The following is a 24,542-nucleotide window of genomic DNA, read 5'->3' as shown; positions in this document are numbered from 1 at the left end:
AAACTGCACCTCATCCTCCCCTCTAAAATGGGTAAATGAGTCGTAAGGCGAGCAATAAATTCTTCTTTACCAGGTTGCAGTACGAGTCCGGCGATTGGGATGTGGACCAGCGGATGCCGTCCAATGTGCTCAATTCGCTGATCGAGTACACGACCCTGCCGGTGGATACGCGGGAGAATATCGTTCCGCTGGCCTCGGCGGAGATCTTCCGTTGTCCGTTCTGCTATCTGAGCGGTCACAAGCTGGTTGAATTTACGGCACGGGAGCGGGAGCATTTTGAGCAATACGTGCGCAATGGTGGATTCGTTTTCGTAGACGATTGCAATCACGATATTGACGGCCTGTTCGCCAAATCCTTTGAATCGCAGATGGAGCGGATCTTCGGGGCGGGTGCCCTGCGCAAGATCCCGAACGATCATCCCCTTTATTCGATGTTCTTCGAGTTCGACGGACCTCCAACCACCGCTCAGGAACTGAACGGCTGGGGAGACGATATTGTCCACGATTACCTTAAGGCCATTGAAGTGGACGGCCGTATCGGCGTACTGTACAGCAATAAGGACTACGGTTGCGAGTGGGATTACGACTTTCGGAATAAACGATTTTATAAAATTGATAACACCCGATTTAGCGTGAATATCGTAATGTATGCGATGCTCGCTTAATTGGGAATGGGTATTGGAAAAGGAACAGTGAGGGAAGCGGTATTCCCCCATTGCTCCTTTTCCTTTGTTCGTTCCTCATCCTCGTTACATGGAGAAACTCAACGCAATAGAACAATCAGCGGAAGAGATCGTCGCCCAGTTGGGTCTGCTAAAAAAAGAGATCGCTAAAGTGATCGTGGGGCAGGAAGAGACCATCGATCAGTTACTGATCACCTTCCTGGCCGGAGGCCACGCCCTTCTCGAAGGGGTACCCGGCCTGGCCAAGACCCTGATGATCCGGACGCTTTCCGAAGCGATCGATCTGCGGTTTCGTCGCATTCAGTTTACGCCGGACCTGATGCCGACCGACATTATCGGCACCGAGATATTGGAAGAGGACCGCACGACCGGCAACCGGCTGTTCAAATTTAATAAAGGCCCCATCTTTGCCAACATTATCCTGGCGGATGAGATCAACCGGACTTCCCCCAAAACGCAGTCGGCTTTGCTGGAAGCCATGCAGGAATTCTCGGTGACCTACGCCGGCACTACCTATCCGCTCGAACGCCCGTTTTTCATCCTGGCTACCCAGAACCCGATCGAACAGGCCGGGACCTTTCCGTTACCGGAAGCACAACTGGACCGCTTCCTGCTGTACATTAAGATCGGCTATCCTACCGAAGAAGAGGAACAATTGATCCTGGAGAGTACCACGGGTAAAGCCAAAGCCTCCGTCCAGCGGGTCATGCAGGGCTCAAAGGTGCTGGAAGCGCAGCGACTGGTGCGGGAGATCCACATCAGCCGGGACCTGATCAATTACGTGAGCAAAATGGTACGGGCTACCCGTCCGGCCGACAGTGAAGTGGCTTTTGTTCGCGAATGGGTGCGTTGGGGCGCGGGTCCGCGTGCCGGACAGGCCATGATCCTGACTGCCAAAGCCCGGGCTTTACTGATGGGGCGTTTCGCCGTGACCCTCGAGGATATCCAACGGGTGGCTTTTCCGGTATTGCGGCATCGAATACTCATGAATTTCAAGGCCGAAGCGGAAGGTATTACCTCCGAAAAGGTCACCGAAGAACTGGTAGCAAAGATCCAGCCGGCCAAAGGCATTGCCTAAGCAGCCGTCAATTAAGGAAGACCAATGACCAAAGATCTCCAACAGTTACTTAAACCGGAAATTCTCCATACCATCGATGGGCTGGAGCTGGTGGCCCGTATCATCGTGGAGGGCTTTATGAGTGGGAGTAATCCCAGCCAGTCTATTGGGATCGGCCAGGAGTTCAGTCAGTACCGGAGCTACGAACCGGGGGATGATCTGCGACAGCTCGACTGGAAGATGTACGCCCGCAGTGAGCGGTATTTCATCAAGCAGTCGGAGATCGAAACGAACATTACGGTGAAATTTTTCATCGACGCAAGTCACTCCATGGACCATACGGAGGAGGGGATGAGCAAATTGCTTTACGCCAAGATGATGGCGGCGGCACTGGCCTATCTGGCCCGTAAACAGGGTGATACTTACGGACTGTATTCCGTAAACGAGCGCGACGTACATACAGTGCGTCCCCGCTACGAACAACAGCAGTTCATGCGGTTCCTGCACACCATGGTCAAAGTGCGCGCGGAAAGCACCTGGAAGGCAAATCGCCAGCTTGAACATCTGTACAATCACCACAATAAGGAAATGATCCTCTTCTTCACCGATATGTACGATGCAGAAGAAGATCTGCTGGAATTTATCAAAAGATTGAAAACGCCCCGGAATGAGGTCATTGTATTTCACCTGATGGGCCGGCATGAGCTATTACTGGATCAATCCCGCTCCCTGACGTTTGAGGATCTGGAAACCGGTGAGCGCCTGAAGATCGATACCGACAGCCAGCAGCAGGCTTACCGGGAGCGGCTGGGTAACTGGCTGCAGGGAGTGAAAGACTGGATGTTACAGAAACAGATCAACTACCAACTGGTCCGCATGAATGAACCGCTGGAACCTTTACTCCGCGATTTTTTGAAGATCCGTAAAACCATGATCCGCTGATGCATCTGGCTGAGCCGACATACCTCTGGGCGTTGCTGGGCCTTCTCGTCCCGCTGCTTATTCATTTGCTGAGCCGCAAGGCGGGCAAGGTGGTGAAGGTAGGCAGCATCCGGCACCTCCTGGACGCCAATACCCGGAAATTCAGCAGTCTGCGGTTCAATGAGTATCTGTTGTTCGCACTGCGGGCGCTGGCGGTGATCCTCTTTGTACTCTTGCTGGCCGGGCTGTACCGGATGGGCAATAGAACGGTTCCCCGGTGGGTATTGCTGGAAATCGCACCGGAAGAGGTACCGGAATTACAAAAAAGCCTGGACAGTCTGCAGGAGGCCGGTTATGAGTTGCGGTACCTGACGGATGGTTTTCCGCTGGTAGAAGACCTGGATACCGTGCCGCTTTCCACCGGTAATTACCCCCAGCTGCTGGAGCAGGTCAAACGGGCCGGGGCCGAAGCAATCATATACGCCACCAACCGGGAAAACGCGTTTCGGGGAAAAATGATCCCATTACCGGAACAAGTGCGCTGGTTCCAGTTGCCCGTCGCCGGCCGGGAGCGGAACTGGCAGGCTGTACGCCTGCGGGGAGATTCCGTTCTGATCCTGGAAGGACGTACGGATGCTACCGAAACTACTTTTACCCGTCGTACAGAGCAGATTCCCGCCGGCCAGACCCGGATAGGAGCTACCGAAGGAGATAATCCGGAAATTCCCATTCAGGCCGCTTCGCCGATCCGGATCGCTATGCGGTTGGGCGAAAGCCCGGCAAGTGCTGCTACTATGCTCGAAACAGCCCTGCAGGCGGTAGCCGAATTTGCGGGCCGGGAGATCACGATCAATAAAACCGTTACTGAACTGGACACCAACCAGCACTACCAATTGTTGGTAACCACCGATGCTTCCGCCTCAGCTGGGCCACGGGCGACATCCATCATTCGACTGGGCGATCCGCCGGCCGGTCAAATGATCGTACAGAGCGGTGCAAATACCTGGACGGTCCAGAGCGATCTGACCCGGCAGGATATCTTGCAGGGAAACCTGCTGGTAGAACTCGGCTCGATCTTGTTTCGGGATGAAGCCCTGTTGGCGGACCTGCGGGAATGGGACCGGCGAACGATCGATGAGAGTCGCTTTTTCAACGGAACCGAGGAATTGGTTGCTACGGCTGATGCCGCGCAGGCAATACCGCTGGACCAATGGCTGATCCTGAGCTTGATCCTGCTTTTTATTGTTGAACGAATTTTTGCATTTTACCGACAGGCATGAATACCTACCAGCACATATTGAAACGACTGAAAGATCACTACCGCCGCCGCCGGATAGTGGAGTCGGCCCTGTTGGCTTTGGGAGGGGCGCTGTTGGTGTATGGGGTAGCGGCCTTCACTCTGGATCATACCGGCTACGCCGAGGCCATTGCGGCTGTGACGGCCCTGGCCTTGTTTTTCGGTAGGTATCTGCAGTTACAATTGCATCGGCTCAGCGACCGAGATATTGCCACCTACCTCAACCGGCATTTTGTGCAATTGCAGGACAGTACGGACCTGCTGATGGTGCCTCCGGAAGAACTCGGGCCGCTGCAGCAGGTACAACGCCGGCGCTTGATCACGGCTTTTGAGGATGCCGCCAAACAGATCGAATGGCCCCAACAATGGCGACTTTCCCTGTTGGCGTTGGGATTCGGGCTGATCGTCTTTTGGAGTCTCCGGCTTATTCCGCAGCCTGGAGATCTGCGTTCATTGCGGGTTGCAACCACTGCTGCTGATACCATTTCCGGGGTGATTTCCACCGCAGTACCGGCGGAACTGGAAGATTTTGCCATTTCGGTAAATCCGCCGGCTTACACCGGGCTGAGAGCCCGTTCTTCCAAAGATTTTAACCTGAAGATCCCCGAAGACAGCCGGGTAAGCTGGCGCCTGTCTTTTTCCGGTGACCCGGAGGCGGTGCGGATGATCTTTTCCAATGGTGATTCTACCTTACTCAGCCGAGATGCCGGGACGTTTTCCCTCAACAAAGCCGGATTACAATCGGGCTATTATTCCTTTAGTTGGCGGGATCGGGGAAATTTGAAAAGTTCGGATTTTTATAAACTGGAGATCATTGAAGACCAGGCTCCGAAGGTAGCCATCGATGATCAGGAACAATTCGTAGAGTTTGACTGGCGGGAGGAAATCGAAGTGACCCTGCAGTCTTCGCTGTCGGATGATTACGGACTGACGGAAGCCTACGTAGTGGCCACCGTCAGTAAAGGCAGCGGCGAATCCGTTAAATTCCGGGAGGAGCGCCTGCCCTTTGTCCGGCCCCGGGCAATTTCGGGTAAACGCACGGCGGCCAGTCTGCAAATCAATACCAAAAAGCTGGGCATGGAACCGGGAGATGAGCTCTACTACTATGTGGAAGCCTGGGACAATCACAATCCGCAGCGACAGTCCAACCGCACGGAAACCTATTTTATTCAGATCCGGGATACGTCTACCCAGATGATCTCTTTCGAAGGCGGCCTGGGTGTTGATCTGATGCCGGAATACTTCCGGAGCCAGCGGCAGATCATTATTGATTCCGAAAAATTGCTGGCGGAACAAAAGGCCATTGAAAAAAAGGAGTTCGATGACCGGAGTAATACGCTGGCATACGATCAGAAAGTACTTCGCCTGCGGTACGGACAGTTTCTGGGGGAGGAGTTTGAATCCGGTATCACCAACGAAACGCAGATGGAAGAAGAGGCCGCTCCCGAAGGTGAGGAGGACGTCCTGAAAAAATACGGACACGCCCACGATACGGATAATGAACACAATTTGGTGGAGGAACACGAACACGAGCATGAGCACGATGAAAACCCCAATCCGGAAGAAAATGAGGAATCGCCTCTGGAAGCGTTCGCCCACATACACGACAATATGGAAGAAGCGACCTTTTTCATTCAGTCGGTGAAAACCAAACTACGGGCGGCCCTGAGCATGATGTGGGACGCCGAACTGCACCTGCGCATGAACGACCCGGCCCAGTCATTGCCCTACCAGTATAAGATCCTCAAACTACTCAAAGAGATTAGTCAGGATTCCCGCATCTACGTACACCGCACCGGTTTTGACGCACCGCCGATCAAGGAGGAAAAACGCCTGACCGGAGAATTGGATGAGATCAACAGCTCGCGGACCAGCTATCTGCGATCGGATCAGGAGGCATATCCGGCTGTCCGGCAGTCCCTTCCCCTAGTAGAAACTTTACTGCGTATTCGGCCGGAGCAACTGGACAGCGACCAAAAGGAATTATTACTGGCCGCCGGGAACGAACTGGCCGCAGCGGCCATCGAAAAGCCGGACGTCTATCTCAATCGCCTGAGTACCCTCCGCGCGGTGCTGGACGGGGAACTGACTGCCGAAAACCTACGCGCCGTTCGGGAAGCCTTCTGGATGTTGCTACCCACTCTGCCGCGTTCGGCCGGGAACCGGGAAAACGCCGGTCATAGCCTGCAGGATGCCTTTATTCAACAACTCAAAGCCCGGACGAATCGATGAGTTTCCAACCCTTATTCCCGATCTGGGTGATCATTATCGGCTTTGTGTTGATCCTCGCGCTATTATCCTGGCTGGAGATCCGTCGTCCGCTACGGTGGCGGAGTTTAAGACTCTCGGCTCTGGTACTCGCTCTGTTGGCACTAATGGGTATTTTGCTGCAACCCTCGCGGGAACAGATCCGCAGTGATGCCCCCGTACTTTTGCTGACTGCTGATTACGAGTCATCCGTGGTCGATAGCCTGCTTCTTGCCCATAGTGATTGGGAAATTTACCGAACTCCCGGTGCGGCTACCTATCTTCGTAGTAACAGCCTCGAAAAATTGGTTGGTTTATCGGACTTAAGCCATCGAATTGGTGCCCTGGCAGGCAACGGCTTGCCGGCCTATGCGTGGGAATATCTGCCCCAAAAGCAATTTCCCTTCTTCCCATCCGCACTCCAATCTGGGATGCAAAAGATCACTCAAAAGGTATACAGCGAAGGACAGGTAAATCAACTGGAGGGAAGTATTTACTTGATGGATGTCTCCCGGCAGTTATTGCTAAAAGATCCGGAAGGACCATTGGATTCCACTATAGTGGAACCTGATGGGCTCCAATCTTTTACCCTGAATTTCACACCCCAGGAAGCTGGTACCTGGGAATACCAACTGGTGCAAAAGGACACCAACGGGCAGCTGCTTAGCGAGCATATCCTGCCCATAAGGGTAGATCCGGAAAAACGGTTACGCGTATTGATCCTACAGGCTTTTCCTACTTTCGAAGTCCGTTATCTGAAAGATTTCCTGGCCGACCGGGGGCACGAGGTAGCCGTTCGTTCGCAGATCTCGCGCACTAACTTCCGCACCGAATTCGCCAATCTGCCCGATCGGAACCTAAATCGCCTCAGTACAGCGCTGCTGGATGACTTTGATCTACTGATCGCGGATGCAGCCGCTTTCGGCCAACTGGGCCGCAACGACCTGAACAACCTGTCTACAGCCGTTGAACAGGGGCTGGGTTTCCTGGGCATTGTCAATGGAGATGATGCTTCGTTTCGGCGCTGGTTAGGACTGATAAATGTTGGGGGGGAACCGGATTCTGTACGCCTGGGAAATAACCTGACCCTGGCCGCATATCCGGTCAACCGGCAGCAGGATCGGGAATGGTATGATCTGCAGCGCACTGCGAACGACCGCTCCGTGGCCGCTTATTTCTACCGGGGCCGGGGAAAGATTGGGTTTCAGACTACCCAGGAAAGTTACGCTCAATTGTTACGGGGCGATTCCCTGACTTATGCTTCACTGTGGATGCCGGTGCTGGAGGGTACTCTGCGGGAAACTTACAAGGATTATACCATAGAGCTGTTATCGGAATTTCCTAACTATACGGGCGAACCACTGGATTTCCGGATTACCGCCAACCAACCCCTGGAAACTGTGACCGTGGACGACCAGAAAATAGCGGTCCGGGAAGATCCATTCCTGGATAACGTTTGGTACGGACGGTTCTGGCCCAGATCTACCGGATGGCACCAGATTGCGGTAGGGGAGGAGTCATTGGATATTTACAGTTTTGCGGCAAATGCCTGGCCCGACTTGCGATTGGCCCAATTGCGGCGTCAATCCCTCATGCAGGTGCGAGCTGAAGGACTCCCTAAAGGAGAGGCGTTTCAGCAGACCCGTCTGGAACCGGTCTCCCGCCTGTGGTTCTACCTGCTTTTTCTCCTAAGTGCGGGATTTCTTTGGCTGGCGCCCAAATTATAGATCCGCCATTCGATCCGCAATTTCATTCCACCGCGCGCTAGCACATGCGCTGGGTGCTCCTTTTTTGCAAAAATCAAGTTTGCTCAAACGGTGATTGGTGTTTTCGATCACCATTTTCCCGTCGATCACTTTTTCGCGAAGTGACGTATAGGCCTCCTGGAAACGCCGGTCCGCACGGGCCCGCTCGTAGCAGGCGAGGGTATATACGTAGTAGAAGAGATTGTAACGGAGGAAAGGAAATTCCACCTGCATGAATAAACTGCCGATGCCGAAATGGCAGGGGCCAATGGGCCGTTTGATCTCCCAGTGACCCAGTAAAAAGTCGACTGCCGGATCCAGGCGATCTTGGTGGATTGAATCATCCGTGTGGCGGAAAGCGTCCAGTGCTTCCAGGGTAACTCCGGGATTCGAGCAGTCCGTTAATGGATCTTTGCCCATTTTTACGGTATTGCACCGCCAGCCTCCGTCGTCGTGTTGAATGTCGAATAGGTGCTGAAAAGTCACCGCTAATCTATCGTCGCGATGGTACCCCAGATAGCAGAGTACCCGCAGCATGGTGATGGTATGGCAGGGATAAATGGTGCCTTTGGGAGCGATGCGGAAGCGCCCGTCCGGTCGCCAGGCCTGGAAGATCCGCTCGGCAAGACCCTGCACGATGACGTCCTTTCGGGTGAATCCCAGTTCGTTCAGAAAGATCGCGACATCACGGGCCGAAAAGGGACTGCCTTTGCCGATCCGGTTATCTTCGGTCGTCCAAAAGTCGTCACCCAGATGGTTCCTCTGGGCTAGGATGTAGTCGATATCAGCCTGGTATTTATTCTGTGAGATCATGGCGTTCTGGTTGCCGGAATGGAGTGGTTCTTCGGTGGATTAAGATACAAAAAATCGCCGGTTTCACCCCCGGATTTGGCCGGGATACCCCCGCTCTCGTGCCCGCTAAACATCGGATATTTGTATAAATAATTCAAGTTGCGATACTTGAATTGTAGAGAGTAGATGGTAAAGCGTAGAGAGACTGCAACCGTTAAAATGAGCGATTTTGCTCCATTTTAACGATAGGTAATCCCTCTACCCGCTACTCTAGACCCTCTACCTAAGTTACATCGCAACTTAGATTAAATAAAAAATCAAAACGATGAGCAAATTAGCCACTTCCCAGAAGATCAAACCTTTTTTGTGGTTTGACGGACAGGCCGAAAAAGCAATGGAATTCTACACAGCTATCTTCCCGAATTCTCAGATCACTACCCTGAAACGCTGGGGAAAAGGATCGGATTTTCCCGCCGAATGGGTCATGAACGGCAGTATGATCCTGGATGGTCTGCAGATCCATGCGTTTGATGCCGGACCGCAGTTCAAGTTTACCGAAGCCATCTCCTTTTTCGTGAGCTGTGAGGATCAGGAAGAGGTCAATCACTACTGGAATGCACTAACTGCCGGTGGCAAGGAAGAACCCTGCGGATGGCTCAAGGACCAGTTTGGCCTTTCCTGGCAGATCGTACCCAAAATGTTAGGGGAAAGGCTCCAGAACGGAGACCCGGCCCGGGTAGGGAAAATGATGCAGGCGCTGATGCAGATGAAAAAGCTGGAAATTGCGGATTTGGAAGCAGCCTACGCGGGTTAGTAAAAGCCTGCCGGGAAACCGCCCGGCAAGGCTTGAATTGGGTTATGATCTTTTCGATTCCAGCGACGGACTCAGATCGCCCACCCGCAGCCAGCGATAACCGTAGGCGCCGAGTAGCAATTTATGGACGCCTTTTTTGCCGGCAACACTCTCTTTGATCTCCTGGAGATCAATGAGTTTATCTCCTTTTTTCTGGCCGATACCGATCTCGATCTCAAAGGGTTTATCGGCGAAATTATGAATGGTCAGCAGTTCCTGTCCGAGCCAGTTATAATGAATGGCGAGAATGTGCGGATTATCCACGTCGATGATCTCCCAGTCGCCGTTCCCGATCTCCGGACATTCTTTGCGGAGCCGGATCATGGCTGTCATCCAGTTAAGCAGGGAATCGGGTTCGCGGCGCTGCGCTTCCACATTTACCTTTTCGTAATTAAAAGGCCCCTTGTCGATGATGGGATGGATCAGTTCCTTGGCTTCCGCTCCGGAAAAACCGGCATTTTGATCGTCCGTCCACTGCATGGGCGTCCGCACGGCCTGCCGTTCTTTTAGTTTGAGATTATCCCCCATGCCGATCTCATCCCCGTAGCGCATGACCGGCGTGCCCGGTAGGGCGAACATCACGCTGTAGGCCAGCTCAATATGGGCCCGGTTGCCGAGCATTGGTGCCAGCCGGCGGCGGATGCCCCGGTCGTAAAGCTGCATGTTTTTGGTAGGGCCGAAGCGATCAAAGACCTTTTGCCGTTGTTTTTCGGTAAGGCGCCCGAGGTCCAGTTCATCGTGGTTACGCAGGAAGTGGGCCCACTGGGACGTGGGAAAGATGCCTTTGGTGGCCTCCAGTGATTTTTTCAAGGGTTTTACTTCTTCGGTAGCGAGCGCGTAGAACAGGTGCTGGTTGACGTAAAAGTTGAACATCAGATGAATGCCTTCGCCTTTTTCACCGAAGTATTTTTTGGAATCTTTGGGTTGTACATTGGCTTCGCCCAACAGGACGGCATCACCCTTGCGCCAGGTCAGAAAGCGACGCATTTCCTCCAGGTATTCAAAGCGGATCTTACGGCCCTTCTTTTTTCCCGGTTCCTGCGTCTCCAGGATAAAGGGGAGGGCATCCACCCGAAATCCGGCTACTCCCAAAGAGATCCAGTAATTCATGATGCGTTGGATCTCCTCCCGCACTTCCGGATTGCCGGTATTGAGGTCCGGCTGATGATCGTAGAAACGATGGAAATAATAAGCACCGGCTTTTTTGTCTTTGGTCCAGGTCTCTTCCTGAACACCCGGAAAAACCATGCCTTCATTCCAGTCCGAAGGTTTTTTCTTAGACCATACGTACCAGTCGTAATAGCGGGCATCTTCTCCCTGACGGGCATTTTGGAACCAGGGGTGCTGGTCACTGGTGTGGTTGACCACCAGATCAATGATCACTTTAATGCCCATGCCGTTGGCCAGGTGCATGAATTCGGCAAAGTCGCCACTGGAACCGTGCCGATGGTCCACGCCGTAATAATCCTTGATATCATAACCGTTGTCTTTGTTGGGAGTAGGCTGGAAAGGAGCCAGCCAGATCACGTCTACTCCGAGAGAGTGCAGGTATTCCAGTCGTCGGGTTAATCCTTTAAAATCTCCGACCCCGTTTTGGTCGGCATCCATAAACGTTTCCAGGTCCAGGCTGTAAATGATGGCATTTTTGTACCAGCGTTCTTCGATCATAATCAATTTGGGTTTATTAAAGGACAGGATTTTCGGGACAGATGTTCGGAATGCCGGAACGAACATATTTTCGGGTAGTCCCATTCTATAAGAAAAAAAATTCCCTCATGACCGCATTCGGCTATCAGATCTCCCACGAACAATTTCCCCCCAGTAAGCTCCTGGAATTCGCTAAAAAGGCCGAAGCGGCCGGCTTTGATGAACTGGCCTCCTCCGACCATTTATTTCCCTGGAGCAGCGATCAGGGCCACAGTGGTTTCGCCTGGAGCTGGATGGCCGCAGCGTTGGAAGCCACCAGTCTTTCCTGCGGCGTGGTGAATGCGCCGGTAGAGCGTTACCATCCGGTGATCATCGCTCAGGCCTGCGCCACTCTATCGGAAATGTACCCGGAGCGATTCTGGCCGACTTTCGGCAGCGGTGAATTCCTCAATGAACATATCACCGGCAACCACTGGCCGGAAAAAGCCGCCCGTAATGAGCAATTGGCCGAAGCAGTTTCGATTATCAAAAGGTGCTGGAAGGGGGAGCGCTTTACCCATCGGAGTAAATACTTTACCGCCGAAGAAGTACAGGTTTATTCCCTGCCCGAAAAATTGCCGCCGGCTATCGGTGCGGCCATCACCCCGGAAACGGCCGAATCTATCGGCGCCTGGGCGGATGGCATGTACACGGTCTGGCGTCCGCACAATGAATTGAAAGAAGTAATCGCAGCTTTCCGCCGGGGTGGCGGCGAAGGGAAACCGATCTTTCTGAAATGCGACTTAGCCTGTGCTCCCACGCACGAACAGGCAGTCGAAGAGGCCCATAAACAATGGCGAACGAATGTTGGCACGAGCGCCGTACACGGTGAATTGCGGACCCCCGAACAGTTTGAAGCGGCCTCCCAGTTTATCGGCCCGGAAGAAGTTGCCCAATCCCTCCGGATCTCTCAGGACCCCGAACAGCACGCCGAGTGGATCCGCCAGGATATGGAACTGGGCGTGGAGAAGATCGTTTTTCACAATGTGACGACCAGCCAGGAGTATTTTTTGGATTTTTATAGCAAGGAGGTGTTTCCTCGGGTGCGGTAGCTAGTGGTTCTGCCACTCGAGTGGCAGAACCACTAGCCTAGCTCAGCACCTCCCGCAACACCTTCCCCTCCCCATCCGGCGTCGTATAGAACGGCCGCTGCTCAATCTCATAGTTCGTTTCCGGGGCGATGCCTAAGGCATGGTAAACCGTCTGATGTATCTGATCGATCACCACCGGTTCCGTGATGGCCTTGTAGGGGCGTTCGTCGGCGGTGACTCCGTGGACGTATCCCTTTTTGATGCCGCCACCCCACATCAGCAGTGAACAGCCATCGGTAAAGTGGCGGTGCATACCGTAGTGCCTTGGATCTTCTACTTTGTCCGGTACCTCTACCTGATCTCTTACTTTTTGCCCTGGCCGACCTTCCACCAGCATATCCCGGCTGAATTCGCTGGCGAGGATGACGATGGTGCGGTCCAGCAGACCACGTTCATCCAGATCCCGGATGAGCTGGGCTACGGGGCGGTCGATCTGTTCCTTCATACCCACCAGGCGACTGTGGCCGTTCTCGTGGGTATCCCAACCCAGGAAGGGTTCATATTCCGTGGTCACACTAATGAAGCGGGCGCCGCGTTCGGTGAGGCGGCGGGCCAGCAGACAGCCCAGGCCAAAGCGACCGGTATTGTAGCGATCGTATACTTCCTGCGGTTCTTCGTGGAGATCGAAGGCCGCGGCGTCCGGTGATTTAAGAAGCCGGTAGGCGCGCTCCATGGATTGCATGAGCGATTCCTGCTGGTAGGAACTGCCGTAGGTTTCAAACGGGCTGTTCTTGACCAGTTCTTTATACAGTTTATTGCGGCTCTCAAAACGCCGAAGATCCATCCCTTTTGGCGGCTTCACGCTGTCCAGTCCGCGGGAGGGATCAGGGATGAAGAACGGACCGAATTCCGTGCCAAGAAAACCCGCGGAATGAAATGCCTTTAACTCTTCCCCTTCGCCCACCGTAAACCGCTGACCGATATCAATAAAAGGCGGGATCACCTCGTTCACGGGCCCCAGTTCTTTGGCGATCCAGGCACCGATATGGGGCGGCTGCACCGATTGGGGCGGCTCGTAGCAGGTATGCCAGTGGTACTGGTGCCGGGTATGCAAAATATGCCCCAGATCCGCCGCCCGGTAGGAGCGGATGATGGTTCCTTTGTCCATCACCTGGCCGATCTCACTGAGGCCTTCGGAAAAGGATAGGCCGTCCACAACCGTGGGGACGGATGGAAAGGTGCTGAATACCTGCTTGCTCTCCATGCCTTTTTCGAAGGGCGTATAGGTTTTGGGGTCAAAGGTTTCCGTATGGCACATGCCGCCGGCCATCCACAGCAGGATCACTGTGTCTGCAGTGGAGGGCAGGCTCGCCTCGCGATTGCAGGAAGATAGAAAGGGAACCGTAGGCAAACTGGCGGCCATGGCGGCCAATCCGGCCTGCTGCATTTTTTGCAGAAAATCGCGGCGGGTTAGTTCCTTCTGGGTCATATGCTTCTGATTGTCAATTTTAAAAAATGGATTTTTACCAGCCGATCAGATCAACTGGAATTCCGGCAGGAGGACCAACGTCCAGATAATATCCTGCAGGCCTTCTTCCGGGGGGCCGTCTTCCAGCTTTTTCAGCAGTAATTTTTGTTCCTTCCGGTTGGGAGCGCGCCCCAGGGCTGCCCGGTAGAGCTCGTCGAGCAGTTGCTCCGGCTGATCTCCGGATCGTTCCAGCCATTTGGAACTTCCCCGGGCAATATTCTCGTGAAAAAAGGCGCTGTTGGTCAGTAGTAGCGACTGCAGCAGCGTCGCTTCACCGCTGCGGGTGGTTGTGACGTTTTCCCGTACCGGTCGACCCAGCGTTTTCATAAAGTCATCCTGCATGACGAGTGAAGCCCGGGCGAAAGGAATGTCGATGGAATCCGGCTGGAAAGTGAAATCGAGCAGTGCACCCCAGTAGCTTCTTTCGAAAGATCCCGCCCGCCAGGCATTGGCCCAGTCGGAGTCATCATAAGTCCCGGTCGTCCAGTTATCGTGAAGTGTGTCCGCCGATCTCCACGAACGGTCCGAATGGATGTACTGGAAACTACTGTCCGCATATTGCAGTCGCAGGCTCATCAGCAAACCGGCCGGGTTGGGGATCACTCCGTCGTTCTCTCCGATCACGGCGATGGTATTCTCGGTTTCGAAACGATCGGCGGGGATCTCCAGCCGTTGTACTACCCGCCAGTCTTCCCCCGTGGTGATCTGGGTACCATTGAGGTAAAAGGTGAAAGCGTGGTCCGCTGTAATGAGCAATTCCGCCCGTTGCAGGGGCTGACCCCGATCCATGGAAAAGTTTTTGCGGAAATAGCGCTTGCCCGGTTTGGGCAGCACCCGCCGATCCAGTTCGATCTCCTCGTGCCAGATCCAGTCTGCATCCGAGTCTCTTCCTTCCGGATCGTAGGCCAATCCGTGGTATACCGGGGTCACGATCTGACTGAAGGCATCCACAAATTGCTCTGCGGTCAGTCGGCGAATGGCTGGTCCGTGAAAAACAAATTGATCCGAAGCCAGGTATTCCGGAGAAGGGTAGGGGACGGCCGGTAGCTGGTAGGCCCGGGAAGTCATGATCTGCGTCAGCAAATGGTGAAAATCGTAGCCATTCTCAATAAAATCAGAAGCCAGCCAGTCGAGCAGGTCCTGACTCCAGGGTAAATTGTCCATTTCATCCACGGGAGCGACGATGCCGCGCCCCAGCAGGCGATCCCAGAAGCGATTGACGATGGTGCGGTAAAGCCGTCCGTTCTCGGGTTGTACGATCACCCCGGCCAGTTCGCGCAGGCGACCTTTGAGGCTATCACTGACTACTTCGCCCAGTTGGGGGTAGAGAAAAGTGGTTTCCGCCATACGACCCGTCGGTTTGTCACAGCGGTAGATCTCCAGGGGCTGCTCGGCGAAGATGTTGGCAAAGCCGTAAGCCTGATCGAGGGTAAGATTATTGACGAAGCTATTGTGGCAGGAAGCACATTTCAGGTTCAGCCCCAACAGGGACTGGGCAATATTCTGGGCGGCCTGCAGTTCGGTGCGCTGACTGGCATTGACCTCGCCGCGCCACTGGATGCCCTTGATAAAACCTTCCGACTCGGGACCCGGATCGATGAGCTCGCGGGCCATCTGGTCGTAAGGTTTGCCGTTTTCCAGGGCATCGTACAGCCACTCGGTGATCTGCTTCCGGCCCCCGGTAATAAAACCCGTACCGGAGTAATCGTTGCGGAGCAGATCATTCCAAAAGCTCAGCCAGTGCTGGGCGTAGGCGGTCTTATCATGGAGCAGGGAACTGATCAGCTTAGCCCGTTTATCCGAGGCGCCATCCGCTGCAAAACTTTCGACGGCTTCGGCGGCGGGCAACAGCCCATTAATATCCAGATAAGCCCGGCGTATGAACTGCCGATCGTCGATCGGTTCGGGCCAGGAGAGTCCCTGTTCCGCAAAATATTCGTGTACAAATTTATCCACCGGATGGGAGATGTCGGCCGGCGTCTCCGGCAGGGCCGGTTTGCTTAGGGCCAGTTCAGCTTCCCGGAAGATCTTCAGTTCCTCGTCCGCCCAGTGTGCGCCCTGATCTATCCACAGCCGGATCAGATCGATTTCGGCCTGATCCAGACTTTTACCTTTGGGCGGCATCACATCATCGTGGGAACGGGGCAGTTCCAGCCGTCGGATGATATCGCTTTCATCGGCATTTCCCCGCACCAGGATCGCTCCGTTCTCACCACCGGCAAAAACACCCGCTTCGTGATCCAGGGCCAGTTCACCCTTCATTTTTTCCGTACTGTGGCATTTGTAGCAGTTGTGGGCAAAAATGGCGCGAACCTGCAGGTTGAGTTGATCGAGCTGATCCTGGGGAAAGGAATCCGATTGGGCGAAAGCCTGAAAAGATTCCAGCAGGGCCGTATTGTCCTCACCACCCCGGCTCCAGGGAAGTACTTCGGAAAGATAATCTTCCCCGTGCGTCAAGCTGGCCCCCAGATGCCCGGCAATACTCAGGCTAACACAACTGACCAGCAGACTGATGTATCCCGTCCGATCGGAAACGGCGGGCCGTCTCGCGTACAGAAAAGCGGTGAGTAGGGAAAGGCCGGCCGTGATGAAACCCGTAAGCTGATGCTGATCGACCAGGTTGCCACCGTAATCATCGGAACTCTGCAGCAACCAGCCAAAACCGGCCGAAAATACGGCCGTGAATGCGCCGATGTAGACCATGCCACTGTAATCCGCTTTCCGGCCCCGCATCCGGTTCCAGCTTTCGAGCAGGAAGGCCCCGACCAGTAAACCGATCGGAAAATGTACCATCAGCGGGTGCAGACGTCCCAGAAACTCAAGCGTCCAATGGGTGGAAAGTGGCAGCATGGATGTTGGTTTTAGTCGCCAGAGAAACCTGGCGCTTTTAATATAAAACGTTTTTTAGAAAGCGTACCCTTGCTGGGAGCTAGGAAAAAAAGACCATGTAGCCGGGTGGGAATTTAAGCGTTTTGCCCCTCCAGGGCCTGCAGCAGAAAATCCGGCGGCGGAATCGTCTTATTCGTATCCATATCCACAAAGCATAATTTGACGCTGCCGCCATTAACGAGTTTACCGGCTTCATTGAAGATCTCCATGTGAAAGGTAATGAATTGGGTCGGTAGATGGCGGAGGGTGGTCCGGATGGTGAGCAGGTCATCGTAGCGCGAAGGGCGTACGTAGCGGGTCTGCAGGGACATCACGGGCATCATCACCCGGTATTTTTCCTCCATTTCCTTATAGCTCAGACCCAGCGATCGCAGCATTTCCACCCGGCCGATCTCGTAGTAGGTAATATAGTGGCCGTGGTAGAGGTATCCCATCTGATCGGTTTCGTTGTAGCGGACGCGCTTCTGAAATTCGTGTGTATACATGTGGAAGATTTGTGATACTCGGTACGATCTGATCCGGGCCGGAAAACCTATCCGTTACGGAAGGAAAAAACAACCCGGACCGTTTGCGGACACATCCGGTTGGCCGTTTTCGGCAATCCGGGGCCATACAGCCCCGATCGCTTCCGCCGCGGATCGATATCTGAACCCGAAATACAGACGGTAAAAATCCGAAAATCGATCGTTTTATCCACACCGCTCAATAAATAAGTGTAAATCCTAGCAAGATTCCCTAGCCTTTTCTAGTTTTGGCCCCTGAAAGCGCCAGAGCGGTCAATTCCGTGGCTTTTTCCAACAACTAAAATCCGCTTATTTAGAACAGGTCTAAATAAGCGGATGCGGATTACTTTGTTAAAGTCTCGATTCGCTAGAACACAAAAGGTTTATATCTTTGTGGCGCTTTTTAAAAAGGCAATAAAACGTTATCGTAAAATCTTGTTTTTCCCCGGGTTTTAAATAACTGAAAGCAGTTTGGATCTATACCCATTATAATCGGGGGCATTACAAGGAATGAACACATAATCAATGAGAATCGGAACGATTAAAACCATCCTCTTAGCCGGAATGGTACTGTCGGCAAATGTGGCCTCTGCGCAAACTTCATCCGGAGGAAACAACTACTTTATCTATTCGATGGTCGCTATTGCGGTTTTTCTGTTCTTCTATCTCGTCGTTCAGGTCTCGGACAACCTGATGGCCATTGAGGCCAAACAGTCCGGAGCTGATAAAACGGGAGCCAATTTCTCTTTATTTCCCCGTATTCAGGAATTATTTGCACCGAGCCTGCCGGAGTACGCCAGCAACAAGAACGTACACCGCCTGAGCAAGGGGCACGATATTTTACTGCAGGGCGTTGCCGACAAGGTGATCGACGAAGGAGTACAGGCAACAACCTTTGCCGTACAGCCGGTCAACTACCGCGGTATTGCGCCCATTCCGAAGATGTTGGTGGAAGTAGGAGCAGAAGTACAGGCGGGAGATGCCCTGTTTTTTGATAAAAACGACCCGGATACGAAATACGTAGCTCCGGTGAGTGGTGAGGTGATCGCCATCAACCGCGGCGCCAAACGTTCCATTACGGAAGTAGTGATCCTGGCGGATAAAGATCAGACGTACCGTCAGGTCGATAAAGTGGACCCGGAAACGGCCAGCCGTGAGGAACTGGTGAGCTACCTGCGGGAAACCGGCCTGTGGCCGCTGATCAACCAGCGTCCGTTTGACGTGGTAGCCGATCCGAACGAAGTACCCCGGGATATTTTCATCTCTACCTTCGATACTGCACCTCTGGCTCCGGACCTGGAACTGGTGGTGGCCGGACGGGAAGCGAGTTTCCAGAAAGGTCTGGACGTACTGTCCAAACTGACTTCCGGTAAAGTACACCTCGGGCTGAACGCTAAAGGCGCGAATCCACCCGCTGCGGTTTTCTCCGATGCTTCCGGTGTGGAAAAACACTGGTTCCACGGTAAGCACCCGGCCGGTAACGTCGGTGTTCAGATCCACCACATCGCTCCGCTGGGTACGCAGGACAAAGTCTGGACCCTGGGCGTACAGGATGTGATCTCGATCGGCGAAATGTTCCTGGAAGGAAAGTACAACGTGGAGCGGATAGTGGCCCTGACGGGTTACGAACTGAACCAGCCCAAGTACGTGCGCACTTACCTCGGCGCCAAGATCAGTGACCTGATCAAGGATAACGTCAAGTCCGATAAAGTACGCCTGATCTCCGGCGATGTACTGTCCGGTGAGAAAAAGAACATTGATCAGTTCCTGAATGCTAAGGATGATCAACTGACGGTGATTGAAGAGGGCAACGATTACGAATTGTTCGGCTGGTTGCTCCCGATCGAGCCCCGTCCGAGTGTTTCCAATACTTTCCCCAACTTCCTGTATCCCGATTATGCTTTCAAGGCGGACACCAATACCCACGGTGAGAAGCGGGCGTTTGTGGTTACCGGTCAGTACGAAGCCGTACTGCCGATGGACATTTACCCGCAGCACCTGATGAAGGCGATCCTGACCAACGACTTCGAGCGTATGGAAGGCCTGGGTATCCACGAAGTGAGCGAAGAGGACATCGCACTGTGCGAATTTGTGTGTACCTCCAAGCAGCCGCTGCAGGACATTCTGCGCAAAGGGCAGAAGATGATGCTGGAGCAGGGATAATTCCCGGGAGAGCAGGAGTGGGGCGCGATCCCCGCTCAATATCAAAAATATTCAAGCAAAAGGTTTAATACCACCTAATATATTATGAAAAAGGCGCTACTGAATTTTTTCGAGCGAATAGAACCTAATAAGGAGAAATCTCCTTTATTGCATACTGCCTACGATGCCTTCTTCACCTTTGCGTTTGCGCCGAATACGGTGACCAAAGGAGGAGTTCACATTCGTGACGGTATGGACCTGAAGCGGACCATGATCCACGTGGTACTGGCTATGCAGCTTTGCTACCTGTTCGGTACGTACAATATTGGTGCGCAGCACTACGAGGCACTGGGCATGTACCCGGGCTTCTTTGAAGGTTTCCATCTGAAACTAGTTCACGGTCTGATCAAGATCCTGCCGATCTTTATCGTAGCCAACGTGGTGGGTCTGGGAATTGAATTCTACTATGCCGCCAAAAGAGGGCACGGCGTGGAGGAAGGCTTCCTGGTATCCGGGGCGCTGATCCCGCTGATCATGCCTCCCGATCTTCCGCTGTGGATGCTGGCTCTGTCTGTAGCCTTTGCGGTGATCATCGGTAAAGAGGCCTTCGGGGGAACGGGTATGAACATCTGGAACGTGGCTTTGTTGTCACGGGTGTTCATCTTCTTCGCTTATCCGACCTTTATTTCCGGTGACGAAGTATGGGTGTCCGATATTGTGAAAAACGCCGAGCTGGGTGCCGGTTACGTAAGTGATACCTACGGTTGGGCCCACGGTGTATTCGACTGGATCTTCCGCGGCTTCGGATGGAGCACATTCGGCGATGGGGGAATTCCGGTCGTCGACGGTTATACCGGGGCAACACCCCTGGCCCTGGCGGCGAAAGGCGGCTGGGAAGGTGTGACGGAAGTCTACACCGTCAGTGAGATGTGGTGGGGGAATATCCCCGGCTCCATCGGTGAAATGTCCAAACCGCTGATCATCTTCGGTGCGATCTTCCTGATCCTCACCAAAGTGGCCGACTGGCGCATCATGGTTTCCATGGTCCTGGGTGCTGCTGCAATGGGAATGATCATGAACGGTATGGTCGATCCGGCTCGCTTTACGGAAGATACGGCCGGTGTATTCAAGTTCATGGCAGTGCCCTGGTATTACCAGTTCTACATGGGTAGCTTCCTGTTTGCGATGGCCTTTATGGCTACGGATCCGGTGACGGCGGCCTCTACCAATACCGGTAAGTGGATCTACGGTGCCCTGATCGGAGCGATCGGCCTGATCGTGCGGGTCTGGAACCCGGCGTACCCCGAGGGCTGGATGTTGGCGATCCTGTTTATGAACACTTTTTCTGCTTTGATCGACAGCATGGTACTGCGCGGCAACATCAACCGCCGGATGAAGCGGGCCACGGCCGCTGCCTGATGCAAAATGTCCTGGTCTTAACAGAAAAATTGCATTAAAATAACATCCATTGATCCTTGTTTGCGTTTAGCTAATAACGATCAATAACTCAAAAATAGAATAACGTGAGTACCAGATATGTAATCACTTTTGTTACCATCATGACGGCGATCGTCGCCGTTCTGTTGACCGGTTTTCGCCAGGCTACCAAAGCCCAGGCGGAACTCAACGAGGATATCTTCAACAAGCGGGCCATCCTGTCGGCGGTAGAAGATTATCTGGGAGAGGGAGTTACCGTGGCGAGTTTGACCGATGATGCGGTGATGAACATCTTTCAAACGCAGGTTGAACAGGTGGTGGTAGACGCTTCCGGTCAGGTAGTAGACGGCATGATGGCCGACGATATCGATATGGCTAAGGAAAAGAAAAAGCCGGAACCACAACGTAAGTTCCCGCTTTACATCTACAGTGAGGGCGGTTCGAAATACTACATCCTCGCGGTGCGCGGAACGGGACTGTGGGATGCCATTTGGGGGAATATCGCCCTGAAGAGTGACCTGAATACCGTAGTCGGAGCTACTTTCGACCACGCCGGTGAAACGCCGGGTCTGGGGGCGGAGATCAAGGACAATCCGGCTTTCCCCGCCCAGTTCAAAGGCAAGGAGATCTACACCGATAACGGTCGTTATGTTTCCATTACCGTTCGCAAGGGCGGTGCCAGAGATCCCGAGCACGAAGTGGATGCGATCACCGGTGCTACCGTTACTTCCGACGGTGTCAGTGATATGCTTTACGATGGCATCAAGAATTACGAGCCTTATTTCGATAAGGTAAAACAATCGAGCCAACTGATTACCCAATAACAAGAAAAAATCATTACCATAATGGCTGAGACAGCAACAGTAAAAGAAGCCGGTAAGACTAAAGAACCTTTATTCGGCAAGAAGGAAAAGGCGCTGATCACCGATCCTTTAAATGACAATAACCCGATCACGGTACAGGTATTGGGGGTTTGTTCGGCGCTGGCGGTAACCTCTCTGGTCTATCCGTCCATCGTAATGGCGATCGCCGTGATCTTCGTAACCTCATTTTCGAGTCTTTTCACCTCTATGCTGAGAAATTATATTCCCAAGCAGGTGCGGATGATCGTCCAGTTGGTGATCATCGCTTCTCTGGTGACGCTGGTGGAATTGACCCTGAAATATCTGAACTATCCGATCTACAAGCAGTTATCTGTATATATCGGTCTGATCATTACCAACTGTATCGTAATGGGTCGCCTGGAGGCCTTCTCTATGGCCAACAAACCCTGGCGTTCCTTCCTGGACGGTATCGGTAACGGTCTGGGATACGGTGCCATTCTGATCATTGTCGGTCTGCTGCGGGAGATCTTCGGAAAGGGAAGCCTGTTCGCAGGTAGCGGCATCGCGATGAACATCATCGGCCCATCACCCGACTACTGGATCAATACCAACGAAAGTTTCCTGTTCGGCTGGTATACCAACAACAACCTGATGGTAATGTCCGCTGCGGCCATGTTCATCATCGGTGTGCTGATCTGGATCCAACGTAGCTGGAACAAAAAACTGGTAGACGTAAGCTAGAGGTTGAGTACCTCCAATGGTTTTTCGATCTTTCACTTATCAAAGTAAGCAAAATGGAATTTATCAACATATTTATAAAGTCTGCCTTCATCGAGAACATGGTTCTGGCCTACTTCCTGGGTATGTGTTCTTATCTGGCGGTATCCAAATCACTGAAAACGGCCTTCGGTCTTGGTCTGGCGGTTATTTTCGTACTGGGCTTCACGATGCCGATCAACTGGTTGATCCACGAATTTCTGTTGAGTGAGAACGGCCTGTTCGGTATGGACCTGACCTTCCTGAAGTTCATTCTGTTCATTGCGGTAATCGCCTCCATGGTACAGTTGGTGGAAATGGTGGTGGAAAAATTCTCTCCGGCACTCTACGCCGCGCTGGGTATTTTCCTTCCCCTGATCACGGTAAACTGCGCCATCCTTGGTGGTTCGCTGTTTATGATCACGCGGGAATACAACTTTTCGGAAACCATCGCTTTTGGTTTGGGTGGCGGATTCGGCTGGTTCCTGGCTATTGTGGCCATCGCCGCTATTCGCGAAAAGATCCAGTACTCCAACGTGCCGCCGGCACTGCGCGGACTGGGTATGGCCTTCATCCTGACCGGACTGATGGGCCTCGCTTTTATGAGCTTGATGGGTATTGATCCCGCACTGCTGGCCGGTGGTCAGTAAGCGGTAAGACGCTAAAGCAACGAAAAAAATATTCTTAAATTTTCGGTGCCGGTGCTAACGACCGGGCTCCGTAAAACAAGAATCCATGATAATATTATTTGCAGTAATTTGTTTCGTTTCGGTTATTCTCCTGCTGTCGCTGATGTTGATCTCAGCGAGAAAGCAACTGGTACCGCAGGGCGAAGTGAAAATCGTGATCAACGGAGACGAAGAAAATCCCTTAATGGTCAGCCCGGGCAGTTCCCTGCTTTCGGCACTGGGGGATAAGAATGTATTTCTGCCTTCTGCCTGTGGTGGCGGTGGTACCTGTGCCATGTGCGAATGCCACGTGGATGAAGGTGGCGGTGATGTGTTACCGACCGAGATGAACCACCTTACCCGGCGGGAAGTGGCGGACAACATGCGTCTGGCCTGTCAGGTAAAAGTTCGTCAGGACATGAAGATCCGCGTACCCGAGGAGATCTTTGGTATCAAGAAGTGGGAGTGCGAGGTGAAGTCCAACTACAACGTGGCGACCTTCATTAAGGAGTTTGTGGTGCAGTTGCCCGAAGGTGAAACGCTGGATTTTGAAAGTGGCGGTTACATCCAGATCGACGTACCGGAGATCGTATGTGACTTCAAAAATATCGATATCACGGCCCACCCACGGATGGGTAAAAAGCCGGATGAGTACAAACCGGAATGGGACCAGTACAAAATGTGGGACCTGTCCATGAAGAACGACGAGGAGCAATTCCGCGCCTACTCCATGGCCAACCACCCGGCGGAAGGTAACATCGTGATGTTGAATATCCGGATCGCTACGCCACCCTGGGATCGCAAAGCGAATACCTGGATGGATGTGAACCCGGGCGTATGTTCGTCTTACGTATTTACGCGTAACCCCGGTGATAAAGTTGTCGTTTCCGGTCCTTACGGTGAGTTCTTCATCAAGCCGACCAAAAAGGAAATGGTTTACATCGGTGGTGGTGCCGGTATGGCACCCCTGCGTTCTCACATCTTCCACCTGTTCCACACCCTGAAGACGAAAGACCGTAAAGTATCTTACTGGTACGGTGGTCGTTCGGTGCGGGAATTGTTCTACACGGAAGATTTCCGGGATATAGAGAAAGATTACGACAACTTCAATTACTACATCGCTCTGTCCAATGCGACGGAAGAAGATAACTGGAAAGTGAAGTCGGACATCAGCGATAAGAGTGGTGACGGTTTCACCGGCTTTATCCACCAGGTATTGTACGATGAGTACCTGAAAAATCATCCGGAGCCGGAAGAGATCGAGTACTACCTGTGCGGACCTCCGCTGATGTTGCAGGCTGCGCTGAAAATGCTCGATGAACTCGGTGTACCCGAAGAAAATATCGCATTTGACGACTTTGGTAGCTAGGCTAACCGAAGTGCAAAAGCTCAAAAAAATCCCCGATCGGAATCTTCCGGTCGGGGATTTTTTTTTATCCCCTTTTCAGATAAATTGATCGATAAAATACGTTAATAGTTCACT

General features: G+C 53.1%; 19 protein-coding genes. 14 read left to right on the top strand and 5 right to left on the bottom strand.

Going from position 1 to position 24,542, the window contains the following annotated elements:
- Positions 1 to 35 precede the first annotated feature (35 nt).
- The 6 genes from CRP01_RS10140 (at position 36) to CRP01_RS10115 (ending at position 7,932) form a co-directional block, all read left to right on the top strand.
- Positions 36 to 665, top strand: coding sequence for a DUF4159 domain-containing protein (locus tag CRP01_RS10140; RefSeq protein WP_099149909.1), 630 nt, complete (start codon positions 36 to 38; stop codon positions 663 to 665).
- Positions 666 to 753: 88 nt separating this feature from the next.
- Positions 754 to 1,761 carry an AAA family ATPase gene (locus CRP01_RS10135; protein ID WP_099149908.1) on the top strand — a complete coding sequence of 336 codons (1,008 nt, stop codon included), beginning with the start codon at positions 754 to 756 and terminating at the stop codon, positions 1,759 to 1,761.
- Positions 1,762 to 1,785: 24 nt separating this feature from the next.
- Positions 1,786 to 2,682, top strand: coding sequence for a DUF58 domain-containing protein (locus CRP01_RS10130; protein WP_099149907.1), 897 nt, complete (start codon positions 1,786 to 1,788; stop codon positions 2,680 to 2,682).
- Positions 2,682 to 3,941, top strand: a complete 1,260-nt coding sequence (locus CRP01_RS10125) for a BatA domain-containing protein (protein WP_099149906.1) — start codon at positions 2,682 to 2,684, stop codon at positions 3,939 to 3,941. The genes CRP01_RS10130 and CRP01_RS10125 overlap by 1 nt, the downstream gene beginning before the upstream one ends.
- On the top strand, positions 3,938 to 6,190 hold the full coding sequence (locus CRP01_RS10120) for a hypothetical protein (protein WP_099149905.1): 2,253 nt from the start codon (positions 3,938 to 3,940) through the stop codon (positions 6,188 to 6,190). The genes CRP01_RS10125 and CRP01_RS10120 overlap by 4 nt, the downstream gene beginning before the upstream one ends.
- Complete coding sequence (locus CRP01_RS10115) at positions 6,187 to 7,932, top strand: hypothetical protein (protein WP_099149904.1); 1,746 nt, start codon at positions 6,187 to 6,189, stop codon at positions 7,930 to 7,932. Before CRP01_RS10120 ends, CRP01_RS10115 begins: the two co-directional genes overlap by 4 nt.
- Here the strand turns inward: CRP01_RS10115 and CRP01_RS10110 are convergent.
- On the bottom strand, positions 7,927 to 8,763 hold the full coding sequence (locus CRP01_RS10110) for a prenyltransferase (RefSeq protein ID WP_099149903.1): 837 nt from the start codon (positions 8,761 to 8,763) through the stop codon (positions 7,927 to 7,929). The two genes, CRP01_RS10115 and CRP01_RS10110, sit on opposite strands and share 6 nt — an antisense overlap.
- 304 nt (positions 8,764 to 9,067) lie before the next feature.
- Here CRP01_RS10110 and CRP01_RS10105 point away from each other — a divergent pair, with 304 nt between their 5' ends.
- Positions 9,068 to 9,556 carry a VOC family protein gene (locus tag CRP01_RS10105; RefSeq protein ID WP_099149902.1) on the top strand — a complete coding sequence of 163 codons (489 nt, stop codon included), beginning with the start codon at positions 9,068 to 9,070 and terminating at the stop codon, positions 9,554 to 9,556.
- Between the two features lie 42 nt (positions 9,557 to 9,598).
- Here the strand turns inward: CRP01_RS10105 and CRP01_RS10100 are convergent, their stop codons facing one another.
- On the bottom strand, positions 9,599 to 11,263 hold the full coding sequence (locus CRP01_RS10100) for an alpha-amylase family protein (protein ID WP_099150108.1): 1,665 nt from the start codon (positions 11,261 to 11,263) through the stop codon (positions 9,599 to 9,601).
- Between the two features lie 107 nt (positions 11,264 to 11,370).
- On the opposite strand from CRP01_RS10100, the gene CRP01_RS10095 reads away from it, so the two are divergent.
- A complete protein-coding gene (locus tag CRP01_RS10095; protein WP_099149901.1) occupies positions 11,371 to 12,333 on the top strand; it encodes a TIGR03885 family FMN-dependent LLM class oxidoreductase in 963 nt (320 codons plus the stop codon).
- A 37-nt stretch (positions 12,334 to 12,370) separates the two neighbouring features.
- Here the strand turns inward: CRP01_RS10095 and CRP01_RS10090 are convergent, their stop codons facing one another.
- From CRP01_RS10090 to CRP01_RS10080, 3 genes are all read right to left on the bottom strand, one after another.
- Positions 12,371 to 13,801 carry a DUF1501 domain-containing protein gene (locus tag CRP01_RS10090; protein ID WP_099149900.1) on the bottom strand — a complete coding sequence of 477 codons (1,431 nt, stop codon included), beginning with the start codon at positions 13,799 to 13,801 and terminating at the stop codon, positions 12,371 to 12,373.
- A gap of 45 nt (positions 13,802 to 13,846) precedes the next feature.
- Positions 13,847 to 16,690, bottom strand: coding sequence for a DUF1549 domain-containing protein (locus CRP01_RS10085; protein WP_099149899.1), 2,844 nt, complete (start codon positions 16,688 to 16,690; stop codon positions 13,847 to 13,849).
- Positions 16,691 to 16,803: 113 nt separating this feature from the next.
- The gene (locus CRP01_RS10080; protein WP_099149898.1) at positions 16,804 to 17,214 is read right to left on the bottom strand and encodes an acyl-CoA thioesterase; all 411 of its coding nucleotides are present in this window, start codon (positions 17,212 to 17,214) and stop codon (positions 16,804 to 16,806) included.
- A 543-nt stretch (positions 17,215 to 17,757) separates the two neighbouring features.
- Between CRP01_RS10080 and CRP01_RS10070 the strand changes: the two genes are divergently transcribed.
- From CRP01_RS10070 to nqrF, 6 genes are all read left to right on the top strand, one after another.
- Positions 17,758 to 19,395, top strand: coding sequence for a Na(+)-translocating NADH-quinone reductase subunit A (locus tag CRP01_RS10070; protein WP_170110305.1), 1,638 nt, complete (start codon positions 17,758 to 17,760; stop codon positions 19,393 to 19,395).
- Positions 19,396 to 19,479: 84 nt separating this feature from the next.
- Positions 19,480 to 20,793, top strand: a complete 1,314-nt coding sequence (locus tag CRP01_RS10065) for an NADH:ubiquinone reductase (Na(+)-transporting) subunit B (RefSeq protein WP_099149895.1) — start codon at positions 19,480 to 19,482, stop codon at positions 20,791 to 20,793.
- Between the two features lie 104 nt (positions 20,794 to 20,897).
- The gene (gene nqrC / locus CRP01_RS10060; RefSeq protein WP_099149894.1) at positions 20,898 to 21,635 is read left to right on the top strand and encodes an NADH:ubiquinone reductase (Na(+)-transporting) subunit C; all 738 of its coding nucleotides are present in this window, start codon (positions 20,898 to 20,900) and stop codon (positions 21,633 to 21,635) included.
- A 21-nt stretch (positions 21,636 to 21,656) separates the two neighbouring features.
- A complete protein-coding gene (locus CRP01_RS10055) occupies positions 21,657 to 22,376 on the top strand; it encodes an NADH:ubiquinone reductase (Na(+)-transporting) subunit D (protein WP_185154555.1) in 720 nt (239 codons plus the stop codon).
- 53 nt (positions 22,377 to 22,429) lie between these two features.
- A complete protein-coding gene (gene nqrE, locus CRP01_RS10050) occupies positions 22,430 to 23,041 on the top strand; it encodes an NADH:ubiquinone reductase (Na(+)-transporting) subunit E (RefSeq protein ID WP_099149892.1) in 612 nt (203 codons plus the stop codon).
- Between the two features lie 85 nt (positions 23,042 to 23,126).
- The gene (nqrF, locus tag CRP01_RS10045; protein ID WP_099149891.1) at positions 23,127 to 24,428 is read left to right on the top strand and encodes an NADH:ubiquinone reductase (Na(+)-transporting) subunit F; all 1,302 of its coding nucleotides are present in this window, start codon (positions 23,127 to 23,129) and stop codon (positions 24,426 to 24,428) included.
- The last annotated feature ends 114 nt before the right edge of the window (positions 24,429 to 24,542 follow it).

Source organism: Flavilitoribacter nigricans DSM 23189 = NBRC 102662 (assembly GCF_002646595.1).
GTDB classification, from domain to species: Bacteria; Bacteroidota; Bacteroidia; order Chitinophagales; family Saprospiraceae; genus Flavilitoribacter; species Flavilitoribacter nigricans.
The sequence above is the reverse complement of the archived record's forward strand: the minus strand, read 5'-3'. Positions and strand labels throughout refer to the sequence as shown.

What these genes read in the sequence shown, in the direction of transcription:
- CRP01_RS10140 (WP_099149909.1), top strand. Translation starts at nt 36, where the DNA reads ATGAGTCGTAAGGCGAGCAATAAATTCTTCTTTACCAGGTTGCAGTAC.
- CRP01_RS10135 (WP_099149908.1), top strand. Translation starts at nt 754, where the DNA reads ATGGAGAAACTCAACGCAATAGAACAATCAGCGGAAGAGATCGTCGCC.
- CRP01_RS10130 (WP_099149907.1), top strand. Translation starts at nt 1,786, where the DNA reads ATGACCAAAGATCTCCAACAGTTACTTAAACCGGAAATTCTCCATACC.
- CRP01_RS10125 (WP_099149906.1), top strand. Translation starts at nt 2,682, where the DNA reads ATGCATCTGGCTGAGCCGACATACCTCTGGGCGTTGCTGGGCCTTCTC.
- CRP01_RS10120 (WP_099149905.1), top strand. Translation starts at nt 3,938, where the DNA reads ATGAATACCTACCAGCACATATTGAAACGACTGAAAGATCACTACCGC.
- CRP01_RS10115 (WP_099149904.1), top strand. Translation starts at nt 6,187, where the DNA reads ATGAGTTTCCAACCCTTATTCCCGATCTGGGTGATCATTATCGGCTTT.
- CRP01_RS10110 (WP_099149903.1), bottom strand. Translation starts at nt 8,763, where the DNA reads ATGATCTCACAGAATAAATACCAGGCTGATATCGACTACATCCTAGCC.
- CRP01_RS10105 (WP_099149902.1), top strand. Translation starts at nt 9,068, where the DNA reads ATGAGCAAATTAGCCACTTCCCAGAAGATCAAACCTTTTTTGTGGTTT.
- CRP01_RS10100 (WP_099150108.1), bottom strand. Translation starts at nt 11,263, where the DNA reads ATGATCGAAGAACGCTGGTACAAAAATGCCATCATTTACAGCCTGGAC.
- CRP01_RS10095 (WP_099149901.1), top strand. Translation starts at nt 11,371, where the DNA reads ATGACCGCATTCGGCTATCAGATCTCCCACGAACAATTTCCCCCCAGT.
- CRP01_RS10090 (WP_099149900.1), bottom strand. Translation starts at nt 13,801, where the DNA reads ATGACCCAGAAGGAACTAACCCGCCGCGATTTTCTGCAAAAAATGCAG.
- CRP01_RS10085 (WP_099149899.1), bottom strand. Translation starts at nt 16,690, where the DNA reads ATGCTGCCACTTTCCACCCATTGGACGCTTGAGTTTCTGGGACGTCTG.
- CRP01_RS10080 (WP_099149898.1), bottom strand. Translation starts at nt 17,214, where the DNA reads ATGTATACACACGAATTTCAGAAGCGCGTCCGCTACAACGAAACCGAT.
- CRP01_RS10070 (WP_170110305.1), top strand. Translation starts at nt 17,758, where the DNA reads ATGAGAATCGGAACGATTAAAACCATCCTCTTAGCCGGAATGGTACTG.
- CRP01_RS10065 (WP_099149895.1), top strand. Translation starts at nt 19,480, where the DNA reads ATGAAAAAGGCGCTACTGAATTTTTTCGAGCGAATAGAACCTAATAAG.
- CRP01_RS10055 (WP_185154555.1), top strand. Translation starts at nt 21,657, where the DNA reads ATGGCTGAGACAGCAACAGTAAAAGAAGCCGGTAAGACTAAAGAACCT.
- nqrE (WP_099149892.1), top strand. Translation starts at nt 22,430, where the DNA reads ATGGAATTTATCAACATATTTATAAAGTCTGCCTTCATCGAGAACATG.
- nqrF (WP_099149891.1), top strand. Translation starts at nt 23,127, where the DNA reads ATGATAATATTATTTGCAGTAATTTGTTTCGTTTCGGTTATTCTCCTG.